This window comes from Streptomyces sp. NBC_01260, from assembly GCF_036226405.1.
Taxonomy (GTDB): Bacteria; Actinomycetota; Actinomycetes; order Streptomycetales; family Streptomycetaceae; genus Streptomyces; species Streptomyces laculatispora.
The window spans coordinates 1,700,437-1,722,072 of sequence record NZ_CP108464.1 but is presented as its reverse complement, the minus strand read 5'-3'; the positions used below and the strand labels follow the sequence as shown (position 1 = coordinate 1,722,072).

General features: G+C 70.0%; 12 protein-coding genes. 8 read left to right on the top strand and 4 right to left on the bottom strand.

Features of this window, described 5'->3' with window-relative positions; genetic code table 11:
• Positions 1–3: 3 nt before the first annotated feature.
• The 6 genes from OG322_RS07495 (at position 4) to OG322_RS07470 (ending at position 6,312) form a co-directional block, all read left to right on the top strand.
• Entirely contained in the window at positions 4–681 is a 678-nt protein-coding gene (locus OG322_RS07495) for a potassium-transporting ATPase subunit C (protein ID WP_123462931.1), read from the top strand.
• A gap of 112 nt (positions 682–793) precedes the next feature.
• Positions 794–1,531: an ABC transporter ATP-binding protein gene (locus tag OG322_RS07490; protein WP_123462933.1), complete on the top strand. Its 738-nt coding sequence runs from the start codon at positions 794–796 to the stop codon at positions 1,529–1,531.
• Between the two features lie 217 nt (positions 1,532–1,748).
• Positions 1,749–4,292: a sensor histidine kinase gene (locus OG322_RS07485; RefSeq protein WP_123462935.1), complete on the top strand. Its 2,544-nt coding sequence runs from the start codon at positions 1,749–1,751 to the stop codon at positions 4,290–4,292.
• A gap of 50 nt (positions 4,293–4,342) precedes the next feature.
• Entirely contained in the window at positions 4,343–5,035 is a 693-nt protein-coding gene (locus OG322_RS07480; RefSeq protein ID WP_123462937.1) for a response regulator, read from the top strand.
• Between the two features lie 86 nt (positions 5,036–5,121).
• Positions 5,122–5,538, top strand: coding sequence for an OB-fold nucleic acid binding domain-containing protein (locus OG322_RS07475; RefSeq protein WP_123462939.1), 417 nt, complete (start codon positions 5,122–5,124; stop codon positions 5,536–5,538).
• A 3-nt stretch (positions 5,539–5,541) separates the two neighbouring features.
• On the top strand, positions 5,542–6,312 hold the full coding sequence (locus tag OG322_RS07470; RefSeq protein WP_329306232.1) for a DUF3159 domain-containing protein: 771 nt from the start codon (positions 5,542–5,544) through the stop codon (positions 6,310–6,312).
• 131 nt (positions 6,313–6,443) lie between these two features.
• Here OG322_RS07470 and OG322_RS07465 read toward each other — a convergent pair whose 3' ends face one another.
• Together OG322_RS07465 and OG322_RS07460 are read right to left on the bottom strand one after the other, a co-directional pair.
• Entirely contained in the window at positions 6,444–7,121 is a 678-nt protein-coding gene (locus OG322_RS07465) for a potassium channel family protein (RefSeq protein WP_123462942.1), read from the bottom strand.
• Positions 7,121–7,789, bottom strand: coding sequence for a potassium channel family protein (locus OG322_RS07460; RefSeq protein ID WP_123462945.1), 669 nt, complete (start codon positions 7,787–7,789; stop codon positions 7,121–7,123). The genes OG322_RS07465 and OG322_RS07460 overlap by 1 nt, the downstream gene beginning before the upstream one ends.
• A 342-nt stretch (positions 7,790–8,131) precedes the next feature.
• Between OG322_RS07460 and OG322_RS07455 the strand changes: the two genes are divergently transcribed.
• Together OG322_RS07455 and OG322_RS07450 are read left to right on the top strand one after the other, a co-directional pair.
• Positions 8,132–10,180, top strand: a complete 2,049-nt coding sequence (locus OG322_RS07455; protein WP_123462947.1) for an APC family permease — start codon at positions 8,132–8,134, stop codon at positions 10,178–10,180.
• A 146-nt stretch (positions 10,181–10,326) separates the two neighbouring features.
• On the top strand, positions 10,327–11,715 hold the full coding sequence (locus OG322_RS07450) for a class I SAM-dependent RNA methyltransferase (RefSeq protein ID WP_329306231.1): 1,389 nt from the start codon (positions 10,327–10,329) through the stop codon (positions 11,713–11,715).
• A 667-nt stretch (positions 11,716–12,382) separates the two neighbouring features.
• Here OG322_RS07450 and OG322_RS07445 read toward each other — a convergent pair.
• A complete protein-coding gene (locus OG322_RS07445; protein ID WP_329306230.1) occupies positions 12,383–14,638 on the bottom strand; it encodes a UvrD-helicase domain-containing protein in 2,256 nt (751 codons plus the stop codon).
• Complete coding sequence (locus OG322_RS07440) at positions 14,635–21,465, bottom strand: DEAD/DEAH box helicase (protein WP_329306229.1); 6,831 nt, start codon at positions 21,463–21,465, stop codon at positions 14,635–14,637. The genes OG322_RS07445 and OG322_RS07440 overlap by 4 nt, the downstream gene beginning before the upstream one ends.
• Positions 21,466–21,636 lie beyond the last annotated feature (171 nt).

Genomic DNA, 21,636 nt, shown 5'->3' with positions numbered 1-21,636 from the left:
GCCATGAACAGCTCCGTAGGAAACTCCGCCCGGCTCCTGTGGGCCGGACTGCGCGCCCTGCTCGTCCTCACCCTGGTCTGCGGCGTCCTCTACCCGCTCGCCGTCACCGGGATCGCCCAGGGCCTGATGCCCGGCCGGGCCAACGGCTCCGAGATCACGGCGAACGGCAAGGCCGTCGGCTCCGAACTCATCGGCCAGCGCTACGACCTGCCGCAGAAGAAGGGCCAGGAGACGCCGGACCCCGATCTCAAGTGGTTCCAGCCGCGCCCCTCCAACGGCCTCGGCACCAACAGCGTCAACACCCAGTATTCCCTCCTCGTCTCCGGCGCGACCAACCGCTCCGGCGACAACAAGGAGCTGATCGACTGGGTCACGGCCGCCAAGGCCGCGGTGGTGAAGGACAACTCCGTCCCCGGCCACCCCGTGCGCCCCGCGCAGGTGCCGGCCGACGCCGTCACCTCCTCGGGCTCCGGCCTCGACCCGGACATCTCCCCGGCCTACGCACAGCTCCAGGTCCGCCGGGTCGCCGAGCGCAATCACCTGGACGCGGGGCAGGTGGCGAAGCTGGTGGACCAGCACACCGACGGCCGGATCCTCGGTTTCGTGGGTGAGCCGCGGGTCAACGTCCTGCGGCTGAACATCGCGCTGCGGCAGCTCGTGAGCGAAACCGCGGGACGCTGACCGCCCGCGATGCCCGGTACCGGCCGCCCGCGGCCGGTACCGGGCATTGCCCGTACCCGGGCCTCATGGACATACTGGCGGCCGACAGGACCAAGGACGTACGGGGAGCGACATGACCGAGAGCATCGACGCGGCGGGCAACGGCGGGGAGAGCGGCACGGCAGTCGCCGAGAGGCCCATGGTCCGGATCGAGGACCTGCACCGCTCCTACGGCTCCGGCGCCGCGGCCGTGCACGCGCTGCGCGGAGTGTCCTTCGAGGTACCGCGCGGTGAGCTCGTCGCACTCAAGGGGCGCTCCGGCTCCGGCAAGACCACCCTGCTGAACCTCGTCGGTGGGCTCGACAGCCCCGACAGCGGCCGGATCATCGTGGACGGCACCGACCTCTCCGCGCTCGGCGAGAACGGACTGCTGGAACTGCGCCGCGACCGGATCGGCTTCATCTTCCAGTCGTTCGGCCTGATCCCGATCCTGACCGCGGCGGAGAACGTCGGCGTGCCCATGCGGCTGCGCAAGGCCGACCCGCGCGAGCGCGAGGAGCGGGTGTCGCTGCTGCTCTCCCTGGTCGGCCTCGCCGACCACGCGGCCCAGCGGCCCGGCGAGCTCTCCGGCGGCCAGCAGCAGCGGGTGGCGATCGCCCGCGCGCTGGCCAACCGGCCCGCGCTGCTGATCGCCGACGAGCCGACCGGACAGCTCGACGCGGAGACCGGCCTCGCGGTGATGCAACTGATGCGCGCGGTCGTGCACAGCGAGGGCGTCACCGCGCTCGTCGCCACACACGACGCCCAGCTGCTCGGCCTCGCCGACCGGGTCCTGGAACTCAGTGACGGGCACATCGTCGAGCACGTGTAGCGGGAGCCGTCACGGCGTACGCCGGGCACGCGCGAGGGAGCTTTTGCCGCTTCCGGGGTGCGCCGCCCTGGCCGTATAGGGCCCGGCCCGGGGCATCAGAATTACGTAAATACGCTCCGCTCCAGCACCCCCCGCCCGATATGCCGGAAATTCACGGGGTAGCTTCGACAGAGGCTGCCGCATCGGCCGCAGCCGGTTTCGGGAAGACAATGAGGCCATGGCGCGCGGCAAACTTCGGATCTACCTCGGTGCGGCACCCGGCGTGGGCAAGACGTACGCCATGCTCTCCGAGGCGCACCGCCGCGTGGAGCGGGGCACCGACTGCGTCGTCGGCTTCGTCGAGCACCACGACCGCCCGCGCACCGAGGTCATGCTGCACGGCCTCGAACAGATCCGGCGCCGCGAGATCGAGTACCGCTCCGCGGTCTTCACCGAGATGGACGTCGACGCCGTCCTGGAGCGTGCCCCGGCCGTCGCCCTGGTGGACGAACTGGCGCACACCAATGTGCCCGGCTCCCGCAACGCCAAGCGCTGGCAGGACGTCGAGGAGCTCCTCCAGGCCGGCATCGACGTGGTCTCCACCGTCAACATCCAGCACCTGGAGTCCCTCGGGGACGTCGTCGAGTCGATAACCGGCGTACGCCAGCGCGAGACCGTGCCCGACGAGGTGGTCCGCCGCGCCGACCAGCTCGAACTTGTCGATATGTCGCCCCAGGCGCTGCGCCGACGAATGGCTCACGGCAACATCTACAAGCCGGACCGGATCGACGCCTCGCTCTCCAACTACTTCCGCCCCGGCAACCTCACCGCCCTGCGCGAACTGGCCCTCCTCTGGGTGGCCGACCGGGTCGACGAATACCTCCAGCAGTACCGCGGCGAGCACAACATCCGCACCACCTGGCAGGCCCGCGAACGCATAGTCGTCGGACTCACCGGCGGCCCCGAGGGCCGCACCCTCATCCGCCGCGCCTCCCGGATGGCTGCCAAGGGCTCCGGCAGCGAGATCCTCGCCGTCTACATCGCCCGCAGCGACGGACTGACCTCGGCCTCGCCCAAGGAGCTCACCGTCCAGCGCACCCTCGTCGAGGACCTCGGCGGCACCTTCCACCACGTGATCGGCGACGACATCCCTTCGGCGCTCCTCGAATTCGCCCGGGGTGTCAACGCCACCCAGATCGTCCTCGGCTCCAGCCGGCGCAAGGCCTGGCAGTACATCTACGGCCCCGGCGTGGGCGCCACCGTCGCCCGTGAGTCCGGCACCGACCTCGACGTCCACATCGTCACCCACGACGAGGTCGCCAAGGGCAGGGGCCTGCCCATCGCCCGCGGCGCCCGGCTCGGCCGGGCCCGCATCATCTGGGGCTGGGTCGTCGGTGTGGGCGGCCCGGTCCTCCTCTCGCTGCTCCTCAAGGGCCTGGAGAACGGTCCGGGGCTCGCCAACGACGTCCTGCTGTTCCTCTTCATGACCGTCGCCGCCGCCCTGCTCGGCGGGCTGCTGCCCGCCCTCGCCTCGGCCGCCGTGGGCTCGCTGCTGCTGAACTACTGGTTCACCCCGCCCACCCACACCCTGACCGTCCAGGACCCCGAGAACTTCGTCGCCATCGTGATCTTCTTCGCGGTGGCGGTCGCGGTCGCCTCCGTCGTCGACCTGGCGGCCCGCCGCACCCACCAGGCCGCCAGGCTGCGCGCCGAGTCCGAGATCCTGTCCTTCCTGGCCGGCAGCGTGCTGCGCGGCGAGACCACCCTGGCCGCGCTCCTGGACCGGGTCCGCGAGACCTTCGGGATGGAGTCCGTCGCGCTGCTGGAGCGGCAGAGCGACGTCGACCCGTGGACGTGCGCCGGGAGCGTCGGCCCGGGGCCCGTCACCCGGCCCGAGGACGCCGATGTGGACATGCCCGTCGGCGATCACATGGCCCTCGCGCTCTCCGGCCGGGTGCTGCCCGCCGAGGACCGCCGGGTGCTCGGCGCCTTCGCCGCCCAGGCCGCCGTCGTACTGGACCGCCAGCGCCTCGTCGGCGAGGCCGAGGAGGCCCGCAGGCTCGCCGAGGGCAACCGGATCAGGACCGCGCTGCTGGCCGCCGTCAGCCACGACCTGCGGACCCCGCTCGCCGCCATCAAGGCCGCGGTCAGCTCCCTGCGCTCGGATGACGTCGCCTGGTCCGACGACGACGAGGCCGAACTCCTGGAAGGCATCGAGAACGGCGCCGACCGCCTCGACCACCTGGTGGGCAACCTCCTCGACATGTCCCGGCTGCAGACCGGCACCGTCACCCCGCTGATCCGCGAGATCGACCTCGACGAGGTCGTGCCCATGGCCCTGGGCGGCGTGCCCGAGGACAGCGTCGACCTGGACATCCCCGAAACGCTCCCGATGGTCGCCGTCGACCCCGGGCTGCTGGAGCGGGCCGTCGCCAACATCGTCGAGAACGCGGTCAAGTACAACCCCGACGGCGACCGCGTCACGGTGGCCGCCAGCGCGCTGGGCGCCCGCGTCGAGCTACGCGTGGCCGACCGCGGCCGGGGCGTCCCCGACGACGGCAAGGAACGCATCTTCGAACCCTTCCAGCGCTACGGCGACGCCCCGCGCGGCGCCGGGGTCGGCCTGGGCCTCGCGGTGGCCCGCGGCTTCGTGGAGTCCATGGGTGGCACGCTGGACGCCGAGGACACCCCCGGCGGCGGCCTCACCATGGTCCTGACCCTCAGGGCGGCCTCGGGACACGTCCCGGTCAGCCCCGACCTGCCCGCGCGGGTCACCTCATGATCCGCGGAGAGCTCCGCGGACCCGATGTACAGCAGAAAGGCAGGACCGAGATGACCCGGGTGCTTGTGGTCGACGACGAGCCGCAGATCGTACGCGCCCTCGTGATCAACCTGAAGGCGCGCAAGTACGAGGTGGACGCGGCGCCCGACGGGGCGACCGCCCTCCAGCTCGCCGCCGCCCGCCACCCCGACGTCGTCGTCCTGGACCTCGGGCTGCCCGACATGGACGGCGTCGAGGTGATCAGGGGGCTGCGTGGCTGGACCCGGGTGCCGATCCTGGTGCTCTCGGCCCGCCACACCTCCGACGAGAAGGTCGAGGCGCTGGACGCCGGGGCCGACGACTACGTCACCAAGCCGTTCGGCATGGACGAGCTGCTGGCCCGGCTGCGCGCCTCGGTGCGCCGCGCCGAACCCGTCGGCCAGGACGGCGGCGACCAGGTCGTGATCGTCGAGACCACGGGCTTCACCGTCGACCTGGCCGCCAAGAAGGTCCAGCGCGAGGGACGGGACGTACGGCTCACCCCCACCGAGTGGCATCTGCTGGAGGTACTGGTCCGCAACAGCGGCCGGCTGGTCAGCCAGAAGCAGCTGCTCCAGGAGGTCTGGGGCCCGTCGTACGGCACCGAGACCAACTATCTGCGGGTCTACATGGCCCAGCTGCGGCGCAAGCTGGAGGCCGACCCCTCGCACCCCCGGCACTTCGTCACCGAACCGGGGATGGGATACCGCTTCGAGCGCGCCTGAAGGGCGCCGCCCGACTCTCCCTGTAACCCGTTCGAGTGAAACAGTGGCCATCCGCCAGGACCCCCTGGGACCGGTACCCTTCGGTTATGAGTGCTGTTCCTCGATTCGAGAAGGCCGGGAAGGCCGAGCGGCCGACCGGGCGCTTCCGGCGGATGCTCGACCGGCTCTCCAGCTCCCAGGAGGACCTGGAGTGCGAGGAGCTGGCGGAGGACTCGCATGCCTCGGGATGCACCCGGATCTCGGAGTGCGCCGACCGCCAGATCGTGAAGGTCACTGGTACCTTGCGGACGGTCACCCTGCGACCGCGCGCCGGAGTGCCCGCCCTGGAGGCGGAGCTCTTCGACGGCAGTGCTCCGCTGGACGTGGTCTGGCTCGGCCGCCGCTCCATCGTGGGCATCGAACCGGGCCGCAAGCTCATCGCCTCGGGCCGGATCTCCATGAGTCATGGTCGCCGGGTGCTGTTCAACCCCAAATACGAACTCCGACCGCTCGGCAAGGAGTAGCCGGTGACGTCTCTTGACAAGCCGACGTCCGACACGGACCCCACCACCAGCACCGACCAGCAGGAGGCCGACGCGAAGGCGGTCACCGAGGCCGCGCTCTTCGAGGCCTTCGGCGGCATCCGGGGCATGGTGGAGACAGTCCTGCCGGGACTGCTCTTCGTCACGATCTTCACCATCGACAAGAACCTCACGTACTCGGCCATCGCGGCCGTGGCGGTGTCGCTGGCGCTCGTGGCTGTCCGGCTGATCCGCAGGGACACCGTCAAGCACGCCTTCAGCGGTGTCTTCGGCGTGGCCTTCGGTGTCGTCTTCGCGAAGATGACCGGCAACGCCAAGGACTTCTATCTGCCGGGCATGATCTACACGCTCGGACTGGCCGTCGCCTACCTGGTCACCACGCTGGCGGGACTGCCGCTGATCGGTCTGATCCTGGGCCCGGTCTTCAAGGAGAACCTCTCCTGGCGCACCAGGAACCCCGGCCGCAAGAAGGCCTACGCCAAGGCCAGCTACGCCTGGGGACTGATCCTGCTCGCCAAGTGCACGATCCTCTTCCCGCTGTACTGGTGGGGCGACACCACCCAGTTCGGCTGGGTCCTGGTGGCGCTGAAGATCCCGCCGTTCCTGCTCGCGGTCTACCTCACCTGGGTCTTCCTCGCCAAGGCGCCGCCGCCCATCGACGTCTTCGCCGAGATGGAGGCCGAGGAGCAGGCCGAGAAGGCCGAGAAGGCCCGAAGGGCAGCAGCCACCGAAGCCGCCCGCAGCCAGGAGTTCTGAGGCGGACGGCCGGCCCTTCCGGGGCACGCGGCAACGGTCTTTCCGAGACCCGGTCCCCGCGCCGCGGAACGCGGACACGAAAAGGGGCCCGAGACCGCCACTGGCGGTCCTGGGCCCCTTTTCGTATGTGCTCAGCTCTCCGGGTCTCCCCGGCGCACCGACAACAGGTCCTCCAACTGCTCCTCGCGCGCCTGGGCCGCCACGAACAGCAGCTCGTCACCGGCCTCCAGGCTCTCCTCCGTGCTCGGCGTCAGAACCCGCTGTCCGCGGATGATCGTCACCAGCGAGGTGTCCTCGGGCCATGCCACCTCGCCGACCCGGGTCCCGGCCAGCGCCGACTCCGGGGGCAGCGTCAGCTCGACCAGGTTGGCGTCGCCGTGGCTGAAGCGCAGCAGCCGGACCAGATCGCCGACGCTCACCGCCTCCTCGACCAGGGCCGACATCAGCCGCGGCGTGGAGACCGCCACATCGACGCCCCAGGACTCGTTGAACAGCCACTCGTTCTTCGGGTTGTTCACCCGGGCGACGACCCGCGGCACGCCGTACTCCGTCTTGGCGAGCAGCGAGACGACCAGGTTCACCTTGTCGTCGCCGGTCGCGGCGATCACGACGTTGCAGCGCTGAAGCGCCGCCTCGTCCAGCGAGGTGATCTCGCAGGCGTCCGCCAGCAGCCACTCGGCCATCGGCACCCGCTCCACCGAGATGGCGGTCGGCGCCTTGTCGACGAGCAGCACCTCGTGGCCGTTCTCCAGCAGCTCGGCCGCGATGGAACGGCCCACCGCACCGGCCCCGGCAATCGCGACACGCATCAGTGACCGCCCTCCTCAGGGCCCTCGGCGAAGGCCGCCTCGACCTTCGCGATCTCGTCCGTACGCATCATCACGTGGACCAGATCACCCTCCTGCAGCACCGTCTGCGACGACGGCAGTACGGCTTCGCCCAACCGGGTGAGGAACGCCACGCGGACGCCCGTCTCCTCCTGCAGCGTGCTGATCTTGTGGCCGATCCAGGACGGCGTGGTGTGCACCTCGGCGAGCTGGACACCGCCGCTCGGGTCCCGCCACAGCGGCTCGGCGCCCGAGGGCAGCAGCCGGCGCAGCATCTGGTCCGCGGTCCAGCGCACGGTGGCGACCGTGGGGATGCCGAGGCGCTGGTAGACCTCGGCACGCCGGGGGTCGTAGATCCTGGCCGCGACGTTCTCGATGCCGAACATCTCGCGCGCCACCCGGGCCGCGATGATGTTCGAGTTGTCGCCGCTGCTCACCGCCGCGAACGCACCGGCCTCCTCGATCCCCGCCTCGCGGAGGGTGTCCTGGTCGAAACCGACGCCGGTGACCCGACGGCCGCCGAATCCGGAGCCGAGGCGCCGGAACGCGGTGGGGTCCTGATCGATGACGGCGACCGTGTGCCCCTGCTGCTCCAGGGTCTGCGCGAGAGCGGCTCCCACTCGCCCGCAGCCCATGATGACGATGTGCACCTTGCGCCTACCTCGCAGTCCTGGTCGTCCGGCTGACCTGCGAAAACACCCTGCTCACACTCTTTCCTCGGCTGGCCGGGCAAACAATGGGGCAACGGTTCGTCCCCGTTGCCCAGGATGAGCTTATGCGGCGCCGGGTGCGTTGCCTCATTCGAGTGTCCTTTCGCCGGGGTCGCGTTGGCAAAGCGGCAGCTGACCGAAGTGTTCCGGTGAGATTCGGGGAGCCGCGGTGCAAGGATTCCGTTAAGGATTTCGTGGCTTTTCCGTCCGAGTGCAGGAGATTCAAGTGATACGGGGGTGGTGCGTGGGCGGCCTCCATACGGAACCCTTACGATCCTCAGCGTGTCCAAACTGACCGACGTGCCCAAACGGATCCTGATCGGACGGGCCCTGCGCAGCGACAAGCTGGGGGAGACACTCCTCCCCAAACGCATCGCCCTGCCCGTCTTCGCATCCGATCCGCTGTCCTCGGTGGCGTACGCCCCCGGAGAAGTCCTCCTGGTGCTGTCCATCGCAGGCGTGTCGGCGTACCACTTCAGCCCGTGGATCGCAGTCGCTGTCGTGGTCCTGATGTTCACCGTCGTCGCCTCCTACCGGCAGAACGTGCACGCGTACCCGAGCGGCGGCGGCGACTACGAGGTCGCGACCACCAACCTCGGCCCGAAGGCCGGTCTGACCGTCGCCAGCGCACTGCTGGTCGACTACGTCCTCACCGTCGCCGTGTCGATCGCCTCCGGGGTGGAGAACCTCGGCTCCGCCATCCCGTTCGTCGTCGAGCACAAGACGGCCTGTGCCGTCGCGGCCATCGTGCTGCTGACGGTGATGAACCTGCGTGGCGTGAAGGAGTCGGGGAAGCTCTTCGCCATCCCCACGTACCTCTTCGTGGCCGGCGTCTTCATCATGATCGCGTGGGGTGCCTTCCGCGGGCTGGTCCTCGGCGACACCATGCACGCCCCGACCTCGGACTACACGATCAAGGCCGAGCACGAGGGCCTGTCGGGCTTCGCCCTGGTCTTCCTGCTGCTGCGGGCGTTCTCCTCCGGCTGCGCCGCCCTCACCGGCGTCGAGGCGATCAGCAACGGCGTCCCCGCCTTCCGCAAGCCGAAGAGCAAGAACGCCGCCACCACCCTCGCGGCGATGGGCCTGCTGGCCGTCACGATGTTCTGCGGCATCATCGGGCTGGCCATGGCCACCGATGTGAAGATGGCCGAGAACCCGGCGAAGGACCTGATCAACAACGGCACCCCGGTCGGTCCGAGCTTCGTCCAGGACCCGGTGATCTCCCAGGTCGCGGCCGCCGTGTTCGGTGACGGGACGTTCTTCTTCGTCATCCTCGCCGGGGCCACCGCACTCGTCCTCTTCCTGGCCGCGAACACCGCGTACAACGGCTTCCCGCTGCTCGGCTCGATCCTGGCCCAGGACCGCTACCTGCCGCGCCAGCTGCACACCCGCGGTGACCGCCTCGCCTTCTCCAACGGCATCGTGCTGCTGGCCGGCGCCGCGATCCTGCTGGTCGTCATCTACGGGGCGGACTCGACCCGGCTGATCCAGCTCTACATCGTCGGTGTGTTCGTCTCCTTCACCCTCAGCCAGACCGGCATGGTCCGGCACTGGAACCGCCACCTGCGGGCCGAGAAGGACCCGCTCAAGCGCCGTCACATGATCCGCTCCCGCGCGATCAACACCTTCGGCGCCTTCTTCACCGGCCTGGTGCTCGTCGTCGTCCTGGCCACCAAGTTCACCCACGGCGCCTGGGTCGCGCTGCTCGGCATGGTGATCTTCTACGGCACGATGACCGCGATCCGTAAGCACTACGACCGGGTCGCCGAGGAGATCGCCGCCGACGAGACCCCGTCCGACGAGAGCGTCCGGCCCTCCCGGGTCCACTCGATCGTCCTGGTCTCCAAGCTCCACCGCCCCACCCTGCGCGCGCTCGCGTACGCGAAGCTGATCCGCTCGGACCAGCTGGAGGCGCTCTCCATCAGCGTCGACCCGGCCGAGACGAAGGCGCTCAGGGAGGACTGGGAGCGGCGCGGCATCAACGTGCCGCTGAAGATCCTCGACTCGCCGTACCGCGAAGTGACCCGCCCGGTCATCGAGTACGTCAAGGGCCTGCGCCGGGAGAGCCCGCGCGACGTCGTGAGCGTCTACATCCCGGAGTACGTCGTCGGCCACTGGTACGAGCACCTGCTGCACAACCAGAGCGCCCTGCGCCTCAAGGGCCGACTGCTCTTCACTCCCGGCGTGATGGTCACCTCCGTGCCCTACCAGCTGGAGTCCTCCGAGGCGGCCAAGAAGCGTGCCAGGAAGCGCGCGGACTGGAGCGCCCCGGGCATGGTGCGACGCGGCCCGGTGGAGCGCAGGCCCAAGGAGCCCACCCACAAGAGCTGACACACGGCAGCGGTCCATTCCGCAGCCCGGTCCCGCTCGTGGTAAGCGGCCGGACGACACCCACGTACACTCGTAGGTTGTTGTCCGGCCGCTCTCACGTCGCGATCGTTCCCCCTGTTTCCCCTGATCTCTGGAGCCACCCCCTCATGCAGAACGAATCCACGTCGCCGCAGACCGGGGAAACGCAGGCCGCAGACCCGCAGGCGGAAGAAACGCAGGCCGTGGAATCGCTGGTGGGGCAGGAGTACGAGGTCGAGGTCGGCCCCGTCGCACACGGCGGCCACTGCATCGCCCGGACCTCGCAGGGCCAGGTCCTGTTCGTACGCCACACGCTCCCCGGCGAGACGGTCGTCGCCCGGGTCACCGACGGTGCGGCCGACTCCCGCTTCCTGCGCGCCGACGCGGTGCGGATCATCGAGGCGTCCAAGGACCGAGTGAAGGCCCCCTGTCCGTTCGCGGGCCCCGGCAAGTGCGGCGGCTGCGACTGGCAGCACGCCAAGCCCGGCGCCCAGCGACGGCTCAAGGGCGAAGTGATCGCCGAACAGCTCCAGCACCTCGCGGGCCTCACCCCGGAGGAGGCCGGCTGGGACGGCACCGTCATGCCGGCCGAGGGCGACAAGCTCCCGCCGGGCGAGGTGCCCGCCTGGCGCACCCGGGTCCAGTACGCCATCGACGAGGACGGCCGGGTCGGCCTGCGCAAGCACCGCTCGCACGACATCGAGATCATCGACCACTGCCTGATCGCCGCCCCCGGCGTCACCGAACTCGGCATCGAGAAGCAGGACTGGCCCCAGATGGCCACGGTGGAGGCCATCGCCGCCACCGGTTCCAACGACCGTCAGGTCATCCTCACCCCCCGCTCCGGCGGCCGCCTCCCGCTGGTCGAGCTCGACAAGCCCGTCTCGGTCCTGCGCGTCGACGAGCACGACGGCGGAGTGCACCGCGTCCACGGCCGCGGCTTCGTCCGCGAACGCGCTGATGACCGCACCTACCGCGTGGGCTCCGGCGGCTTCTGGCAGGTCCACCCCCAGGCCGCCTACACCCTGGTCAAGGCCGTCATGCAGGGCCTGATGCCGCGCAAGGGCGAAATGGCCCTCGACCTGTACTGCGGCGTCGGCCTGTTCGCCGGCTCCCTCGCCGAACGCCTCGGCGACAAGGGCGCCGTCCTCGGCATCGAGTCCGGCAAGCGCGCGGTGGAGGACGCCCGCCACAACCTCAAGGACCTGGAGCGGGTCCGCATCGAGCACGGCAAGGTCGACCAGATCCTGCCCCGCACCGGCATCACCGAGGCCGACCTGATCGTCCTCGACCCGCCCCGCGCCGGAGCCGGCAAGCAGACGGTCAAGCGCCTCGCCGCCCTCGGCGCCCGCCGCATCGCCTACGTGGCCTGCGACCCGGCGGCGCTGGCGCGGGACCTGGCGTACTTCCGCGAGGGCGGGTACAAGGTGCGGACGCTGCGGGCGTTCGATCTGTTCCCGATGACGCATCATGTGGAGTGCGTGGCCATCTTGGAGCCTGCGGACAAGGGTGCCTGACCTGACGCTTTGTGGTTCGGGTGGGTTGTTCGACCTGTTTCCCCCGGTACACGACGTGGAGTGCGTGCCATTCCGGGCAGACTGCTCTGACCTGCGGTTTCACCCACGACCGCAAGGGATGAGCCAGCTGCGGTGACTTTCTCCGGGAATGGTGCGCGACGGGCTGACGCTCACTTGACGCCCGTTCTGATTGCGCGTCAGCCAAGGCTCGAGCTCACCGAGTCGCACGGGGCGTCGCGTCCTTGCTGAGGGTGCGCTTCGTGGCCGCCTCGTGCCATCCGACCGCGGGGAGCCGCCAGCGATCACGATGCGCTGCGTCCGAGAAATAGACGACCGCGACGGCGAGAGCGGTTGTGGTGTCAGAGATGACTGGCTCACGGTGACTTCGGCGCAGCCGCCTCTGGGTCTCACCGATGAGGTCGAGCCTCCAGGCCCTGCTGTCTCTGCAGGAGGTGAAGCCGCATCGGATTGAAGGGACGGCCTGATCGCGCAAGCGTGTCAGGAGTGACCGAGGGATCGCACTGGGCGGAGCTGTTCCCGTCGTCCCGTCCACTGTTGATTACGCGTCACCTGCGCCATCAGTGCTCCGGAGCGTTGGGCTCGCCAAACGGGGCGGCTGAGTCCCCGAGAATCTCCTGTTCCAGGGTGGCTCAGCCGTCCGGTGTGTTCATGAAGCGGGCAAACGCATGAGCGGTCCGAGGAACGGGCTCGGACGGCCGTGCCAGAAGATGGCGAGGCTGTCCCGAGAACGGGTGGCAGCGACGAAGAGCAGTGAGCGGGCCCGCTGGAGCTCGCGTCGATAGCGGACGGCATCGTCGCTCTGTAGGCGGGTGACCGCCTCCCGGGGGACGAGCCCGTCCCGCACGCCCGCGATGACCATGCGCTGGTACTCGAGTCCCTTGAAGCGGAACATCGTGCCGATGTGGACGCCTTCGTCTCCACGAGGGCCTTCGGGGCCGATCTCGACGGCCTTGATCCCCTTGTGGGCGAGCAGAGTGTAAGCAAGCTCGCTTGCCATGGCGTTGGTCGGAACGCAGACGGCGATCTGCCCTGGGGGTGTCGGCAGGGCGATCCAGTCGACGAGGAGTGCGGCGATCGACTCCTGCTCGGACTCCCAGTCCTCGCAACCGTGCAACTGCGGAAGGCTTCCGGTCAGGACGGACCTGTACCCGGCCAGGTCCTCGGTACTGCCGTCCAAGTCGTCGAAGCTCTCACCGCTGAGCACCCCGAGAGCGGAGCCGAGGATCTGCCGCGTCGTTCGGTAGCTCAACGTGAGCTTGGCCGAGCGGCCGCGGATATGGACCCCGAGGCTGCCCAGCGTGACCTGGTTGCCGTAGATACGCTGGTGCGTGTCGCCCACGAGGAAGATGTCGTTGGCGGCACGCGGCACCATCGCCCGCAGCAGCTTCCAGTGCGCGGCCCGCAGGTCCTGTGCCTCGTCGACGACGATGTGCTGGAAGCGGTGCCGCAGCCAGCCCGCGGAGCCGGCCTGAAGATGGATGTTGTCGAGACCACCCGCCTCCTCCCGCTGACGCTCGACGGCCTGGATCCGCCGCTCGCGGTCCATCTCCAGCCGCGCCGCGCGCTCCGCGACCTGTTCCCAGGTCTGCCGCCCGAGGCGGTCGAGTCGCTGGGTGAAACGCTCCGCGAGCTGCCAGATCTCGGCGCGCTCGGCCCGTGCGATGTTCTTGCCCCGGCCGGCTCGCCGCGCACGGAAGTATTCGGTGCGGGAGACGACGGCCTGGCCCAGGATGACCTGCGACCACTCGTCGTGCAGGAACTGGGCGTCCCACCCGGTTTCGCCCAGCTCGTCGAGCATGGCACGCCACTCTCGGAGAGCCTGGCTCTCGTCGAGCGTCTGCTTGGCGCTTCCGGGCTCGGCTTCGCGTACGACGCGCAGCGCGAGCTGATCGACGTGGCTGATCTCCACCCGCGCCAGCAGCTCCTCGCCGCCCAGCTGGAGCAGCCGTGACCTGAGGTCGGCGGCAAGATTCTTGTTGTACGTGGTGAGGAGGACGGGCTTGTTGCGTCCGGGAGGGAGCCGGTCCACCAGGTGCTTGACCCGGTGCAGGGCCACGATGGTCTTGCCCGTGCCCGGCCCGCCACCCACCCGGGCGGGGCCCGAGTACTCGCGGTCGACGAGCCGGGACTGGGTCGGGTGGAGGAATACCTTCCACCGACCGAAGTCGCCGCCTTCCAGGGCTTCGCGCAGCGCCTCGTCCGTCGTCGTGACCATGGTGGCCGGCCGCTCGGCGGCGACCCGGAAGTCGTCGGTGTCGACGGGGTCCGGTGCGGAGACGGGACTGGTGATCTGCTCCAGCACCGCGTCGTACGACGCGCCGTCGTGAAGTGCGAGCAGGACTTCGGAAGTGAGCTGCGGGGCGTACTCCGCCAGGCCGAGGAGCTGATCCTCTGTGGTCAGGGTCCGGACGACCGGTACGAGCGGTCCCGCGACGCCGAGGTCAGTGAGCTGCTCATCGGAGAACGCGGCGAACAGCGGGACGGGAGCGGGCGCCGGGGCAGGCTCGATGGGGGCGGTGGCCGGCCCGGGAGTCGCCGCCCGACGCAGGACGCTCTCCTCGACGATCTCGAGGTCTACGTACTCGATGCCGCCGGTGATCCGGTTGATTCCGTATGAGAGCCGGTCGAGCTTCTCGTACACGTCTTTGCGGTGTTTGACGGAGACGATGAGCCAGTCGGTCTCCGCCAGGCGCAGCAGCAGGGCCCGGTACTCGTCGTTGACACGGGCCGACCAGAGCCGGTCGTGACCCTCCAGTTGTTTCAACCGCAGACCCCGGAGCTGCGGGTTCTCCTTGAACTTGTGCTGGAAGTCGTAGATCGCGCCCTTGACCGCACGAGGCAGCCTCAGGATCTCCTTGTCCGCCTTGTCGAGCAGACGCAGGGTCACGCCCGTGGTCGTCATCGCTGCTGGTCTCCGTCGTTCGTGTCCGTGTCTTCGCCCTCTGCCGCGGCAAGGAGGTCCTTGATGTCCCGGGGGGTGCAGGAGACGGCTGTGCTGATCCACCAGCCTGCCGCGGCGAAGGCCCTGTCCCGGTCCTCCGCGTCGTGGTCGCGCTCCCCGTCGGCCGGTCGGTGGGCCGTCACCACGGCGATTTGGGCGGAGGGCCAGGCGAGTTCGGCCATCCAGCCGTGCTCGTCCAGCTCGTAGCCGGCTTCCGGCGGCACCACGTCCAGAGCGCACAGCCCTTGGCTGAGGGGGAGCAGACCGGGCTCATCGGGGTCGAGGAACTCCAGCACCTGTCCCCAGCCCGTGTCATGAGCTGCGTTGGTGGGCTGGGCGGGCCGAGAGGCGGGGATGACCGGGGCGGGCTCTTCCACGACGTCTCCGGCGGGACTCGCCGTGACGGCGGCGGCGGCCGGCCGCTCGGCCCGCTGCGATTCGAGCCAGCCCGAGCCTCCGGCGACGCTGAGGCCGTCGACGGTGAAGCCTTCCAGCAGGCTGGTCGTCAACTGGACACTGTCACCGCCGCCGTGCTCCAGGAACTGCAGCACATTGCTCCAGTAGAGCCAGCCCTGCCAGCGCCGCTTGTGCCCGGCCTCGTCCGAGACGGCCCGGTCGCTGTCGTCGAGCGGGGTCAGCCCGGTCCACATCGGCGGCCGGTGGCGACCGTCCGCGGCGGCGGTGACCACACATCCTGCGGCGTCGACCGCGGTCAGCAGCTGCACCGGTCCCTTGGGCCCCTGCGGGGCGCCGCCCCGCAGCGCGATGAGGAGTTGTTCGCCGACGGCTTGAGGGTGCAGCGCGGCGATCCGGGCCCCGGCGCCCAGCAGCCCCGCGACGGCGGCCTCGGCGCGCTGCTGCCACAAGGAAGCGTCCGGGGCACGCAGATAAGCGATCAGAAGGTCCGCCGGATTCACCCAGAGCTTCGCGGACAGCTCGCCCGGCAGGCCGCCGTGCACGCCCGCGTAGTAGTCGCGGGCACGCTTCTGGCCCTGCTCGCCGTACGGAAACCAGACCGGGTTCTCCGGCCCCGTGCTCGCGTACCCTGTGTCGCGGACCCGGGTCCGCCAGTCCTTCACGTCGTAGTAGGTGAGCTGGAAGACCCGTATCCCGTCGGCGCGCAGCCTGGTGCGCTTGACGGCGTCGTCGGCGAGCCTGTCCTTGTGCTTCGGCCCGGCGTGGAACTCGTATCCGTCGAGGTAGAGCGCGATCCGCGGACCGGGTGCATCGGTACGTTCGAAGAGGACGTCGGGGCGGGTGCCGTCGAGGACCCGCTGCTGGGAGACCCGCCAGCTCAAGGTGGCCCCGTCCACGCCGGTCAGCCGCAGGTCCAGTGAGTACGTCCCGGCCGTGGTCGTGTAGGCGTCCGCACTGGCCTTGGCCGAGGGCTGCTTCGCCCATTCGACCAAGGTCTCCATGAACATGACCTCAAGATCGCTCTCGGCCTGCTGCTCCAATGGGATCTGGTGGGTGGCCGCGACCGGTGAGGTGGCCCAGTCGCCGCCGTCGGCTCCCAGCAGTTCGTCGAACATCTGCCGGACTTCGTTGCGGCTGACCTTGTCGTAGTCGCCGGCCGGTACGCGGCGCAGGAGACAGCGGTGGCAGCCGTCGAGGCCCTTCTCGATGCACGGGCAGTTGTCGATCACCTCGCGGGCCCTCAGCAGCACTTCGCGGAAGCCGTCGGAGGTGGCGAGCCGGTGCAGATAGCCGGTGCCGCCCGGCAGACGGTCGTAGACGACGAGGAAACGACGAGGCCATTCCGGGTCGTTGCCGTCAGGCATCGACGCGGCGGTGATGTCGATGTGGTCCGGGTCGCCGCCGTAGCGAGCGGCGATGCCCACGAACAGCGCGGCGGTGAAGGACGCGAGGCGTTCCTTGACGCGGGCGACCGATGCGGGAAGCAGGATGCGGACGGCCTCGGTGGTCAGCTCGTGGGCCAGGAGCAGAGGGACGTCCTCTCCCTTCCCCTGACCTTCCGGGGCGCTTGTACGGACCTTGCGGCGCGGGCACCAGAGCTGGTGGTGGGCGCTGGCCCTGGTCGCCGCTGCAAGGGATTCGGTGAGCGCGTCCTGATGGTGGTCCACGACCGGACGCCCCTCGGAGGTGGCGCCGCCACAGCTCGTGCAGACGTAGAACGGGTTGATCCGCACCTCGGCCCCGGCGAGGGGCACGGTGCTGCTGCCGTCCTGACGGTCGAGGCCCAGGTTGAGCGTGCGCACCACGGCCTGGCGGGTGAAGTCGACGCCGAAGACGGCGGTGTCATGGCGCCAGGAGCCCGTAGCCAGGTGCACGGGGTCGACGTCCACGGTGGTGAGGACGGCGTACCTTCTGCTGTCGCGCTCGTCCTTGTCGTCCCGGACGCGGGCGTCGTCCCGCTTGTCGCGCGACATGACCCGCTTCGGTTCCAGAACGCGCTGGACACAGCCGGCGTCGGCGATCTCCCGGCCGCCGCACCGGGGACAGGGCGAGGCATCGGCCTGGGAGTTCTCCGTACGGACGTAGCCGCAGGCGGGGCACATGCGCCACACCGACCAGGCACGGCGCTCCGGACTGCCGATGTCCAGGGCCCGGACGACGTGCCTGTAGCCGTTGACGTAGAAGCTGTTGCCGGGCGCCAGTTCGGACAGCGCGGACCGGCGGGAGCGCTCGTAGTCCCGGACCTCGCTGTGGTAGGTCTTCTTGGCCCCTTCGGTCTCGGGCTGCTCGGTCCAGGAGAGGGTGGCTTCCAGCTGCGTGGTGGTGTCCGAGAGGGTGTAGTTGGGCAGGAGACCGAGCTCGACGAGAGCCCCGTGGGCACTGGTCTGGTTCAGGTCGCGCAGCAGGTTGCCCGTCGCGTAGCGCTCGGCGCGCAACTCGCGCCATTCGCGTTCCTGCTCGGGATCGCTGCGCACGAGCTGGTCCATCGCGGTGTCGATGGCGTGGAGTCGGCGCCGGAGTTCCTCACCGCGGCCGGTCCATTCCTCCTCGGCTTCCTGGAGCGCGCGCACGATGCCACCGCACGCGTACGTGCGGAGTTCGTCGGCGGCCTGGCCGGAGACCCCGGTGTCCGGCCGGCCCGGGAGTGAGGGGAAGAGGGCCAGGAACGATTCGACGAGCACGGCGCCATGGGCGAGGGCCGCGTCCGCGAGATCCTGGCACCAGGCCGTGCTGCCGAACAGCGCCGACACCAGGCGCGGCGCGGGTTGCAGTGGCTCACCGTCGCTCGTCGTGAGCCGGCCCCGCGCCGCGAGGTCCAGAAGGTGTGCCGTGTACTGGCGGCGCAGGATCTCCACCGCGGAGAGGTAGCAGCCGGGCGGCACGATGTCCCCGGCGATCATCTCCCGAGGCTCGTCCAGGTAGTACAGATCGCGGGCCCGGCGACCGCCGAAGGCCACCACCAGGGCGTTGCCCGTCCTGCGGCCCGCACGGCCCGCTCGCTGCACGTAGTTGGCAGGGCCTTTCGGAAGCGATCCCAGGAGGACCGCGGACAGGTCTCCGATGTCGATGCCGAGCTCCAGGGTCGGAGTGCACGACAGCACGTTCGGGTCGGTGTAGTGGGTGCCGTCGCGGAAGGCCCGCTCCACGCGCTCCCGCTGCGGCCGGGTGAGCATGCCGGTGTGCTCGGCCGTGACCACCCGGAAGGTGCCACCCGTCCGGTAGAGGTGCCGGTAGTAGTCATCGCGGTAGTCGCGCGGCCGGGGGCCGCCGAAGCTGGTGGAACCGGAGGACAGCACCGTGGCCTGGCCCGGTTGCGGCGCGGTGATCTGCCCCCGGCACCGGTACCGGGGACAGGGATGGCCGTACCAGCGGGTCCGCCGGGAGGGATGGACCACCTGCTGCCAGCCGCACGCCTCACAGGTGACGAAGGCCTTGTTGACGATGTCGTCCTCAAGCAGCCGCACCTCGACATGGCCGGGCTGCAGGCCGTAGACCTTCGTCGTCCGGTCCTGTGCCGTCCGCACCGCGAGGAGACCCTCGTCGACGAGGACCGGCAGCAGCCTGCGGAGATACTCCGCAGCCCCGGGGGCGTCGAGGCCCAGGCACCGGCGCGCCCAGTCCTGGTACCAGCCGGTGCGGGCTGTCGTCGAGTCGAAGTCGGACCTGCCCTTGTCACCGTCGAGCAGGAAGCGCGGCGCGGCCACACTGTCGGGGAACGCCGGCATGCCGTCGGGCCTGCCGCCCCAGATCTTGAACCGGGTCACCCCGGCGTCCTTCATCCACGGCTCCAGCCACCGGTGCCGGACCCCGCCGCGCAGCCGGACCCGCTCCAGCAGCCCGCGGACGAAGGCCAGATAGCGCTCGGCCGTCGGCAGGCCGGTGCCGAGCAGCTGACCGGGCAAGGACATGTGCAGGTCGCGGGCGAGCATGGTGATCCGGTGCTGGTCCCCGATGACGACCTCGGCGGCCGCCGTCCGGGTCAGCTCCAGGGTGCGGCCCTGCCGGGATCGGAGTCCGAACTCCATGACGGTGGCGAAGGCGAGCCGCTCTCCGATGAGCTTCCAGGTCCGCAGATCGCCCGTGCCCCGCCCGGAGAGCAGCCGGTCCACGCCTGGTTCGTCGTACAGATCGGGCGGGACGACAGCCGCGAGGGCCTGCGGATCCTCGACGGAGTCGAGCACGTTCCCGATCAGGTCGTTGAGAGCCGACGGCTTGCCGGACTCGTCCAGGTTGCGCGCGAGGAGTGAGCGCAGCGAGAACGTGAACGACCGGTTTGCCACGTACCCCGCACGGTGGGCGGCGTCCTGGGTCGAGTCGTTGAACAGGAGGGTCTTGCGCTCCTCCGCTTCGAGTGCGACCTCCTGACCGGTGAACAGCTGGGTCACCGTCGCGGCCGCCAGGGCTGCCGGCCGAGTGCCGAGGAAGCGCATCGCGTTGTCGGTGTCGCAGGCAGGGCAGCGCTGATCGACGGCAGCCCGGTCGGCGGTCTTCTTCTCGGTGATCGCCTGGACGAAACAGGCGTCCTGAAGGCTCCCGGCGTCCTGGGCGACCGGCAGCCGGTAGGTCCCCTGAGCACCGTCCAGGATCAGCGCCGGTGGCTGTCCGCCTCCCGTTGCGGGGCGGGACTGGCTGACCGCCGCCAGCGTGTCCTCCTGCTCCGCCGCCGTGGCGGCGATGAAATAGCGGACCCGCCGCTTCTCCCGCCCCACGCTGGCGCGCCAGATCTTGTCGTGGGCCATCACGAGCTGTTGGGGATCGGCTTCCGGGGAGACGGCCGCCCAGCCGGAGCGGCCGCAGTTGCGGCAGTACACGGCAGGCAGCCTTATGCTCGCCTGCCGTACGGCGGTGTCCGCGCCGATCGCCGACTGCGCGCGATGAGAACGCGCCACGTGCCCGATCTGGCCGGCTTCGGGTTCCTCGTCGCCCTCAGAGGGCGTCGCGAGCAGGGCGGAGCGCCGAGCGCGATCGTCCTCGTACCAGTGGAACTCGGGCTTTCCCGGGCCGACTCCGCGCACGATCCGGCCGACCGGCCGGATCCACAGGTGGGTCTCCACGTGCAGCAGGGGGCGCGGGCGGCGCTCGTCCGATTCCGGATCGCGGGCCGCCGACAGCAGGGCGACGAAGCGTGCGAGCGCGGCGAGGGCGAGGCGGGGGTTCTCCCGCGCGGTCCGGCCCCAGGTGTACCCGAACCGGCCGAGGCGGTCACGGAGTTCCCATTCGCTCAGCGGGTCCCCGTCGAGGAGGGACAGCACCCCCTGAGTGAAGTCGTGCTGCTTGAGCAGCCGCCCGATCTCGAAGGCGGACAGGCCCTGCTGCCCGAGCATCCGAGCCGCCAGGGCATTGAGATCGAGCAAGTCCGGACGCGACACCACATCGGGGCCACCGGAGCAGGCGATGACCTCCTCGGGCGAAGGCGGTTCGGGCAGACCGTAGTTCACCGGCCCGGTGAACTGCTCGGGTGTCATCCGCTCCTCGCCCACCAGCGCGTCCTTGGAGAAGGGCATCCCGAAGACCTGAGCAGCCACCTCCAGGATGGAGCCGGGACCGGTCCCGGGCCCGCCCTCACCGAGGGTCGCCGAGGTCGCCACCGGGCAGATCGAACCGAGGGGACGCCCGGGCTCGCTCTGCCCCGTGGCCATAGCCAGGCGGCGCAGCAGCATGGCGACGTCCGTGCCCTGCGCCCCGTCATAGGTGTGGAACTCGTCCAGCACCACGTACTGGATCCCGGAGTCCTGCCACAGCGCGCGGTCCTCGGTCCGCTGGAGCAGCAGATCGAGCATCTTGTAGTTCGTGATGAGCAGGTCGGGCGGCGACTGCCGCATCTCCTCACGCCGCGTCATCACCCGGCGGAAGTCGGTGTCCGGCCGGTCGCCGATGTAGAGCCCCGCGGTCACCTGGGCCAGTTCCGGCTGCGCGAGGTACTCGCCGATGCGGCCGGCCTGATCGGTGGCGAGCGCGTTCATCGGATAGAGCAGCACGGCCTTGACCCCGCGGCGCCCGAGTGCCTTCTCACGTCGGCAGTGGTCGAGGACGGGGACGAGGAACGACTCGGTCTTCCCGGAACCCGTCCCCGTCGTGACCAGCGTCGGCAGGGCGGGCCCGTGGAGCGTGCTCAGCCGCTCGTACGCCTTCGCCTGATGCCGGTACGGGGTGAAGCCAGGGTTCCACTCCAGGTGCTTCTCCCAGCCGGCAACGGCCTTGTGGAAGGGGGTCCTGATCCGCAGATAGGGGCCACGGAACATCCCGGTCTCGGGATGTTCGAGGAACCGCTCCAGCGCCCGACGGGTGTCCTCGTCGGTGAGTGCGTACGTCGTCGTGAGGTACTGGGTGAGACTGCCCCGCAGCTGCGCGGCGGCCAGCGTGGGCCTCACGGCGATCTCCTTCGCTTCGTGCCAGGTCGGTGAGCTGCGCCAACGGTATACGGCGCCGCCGACAACGCTCCGGGCAATGACTGATCGTGAATGATTCCGGCCAGTCACTGGCCAGTGGCCGCCGAGTGCACCGTTCGGCGGCGGCAGACTCACGTACAGTCTCCGGATCTG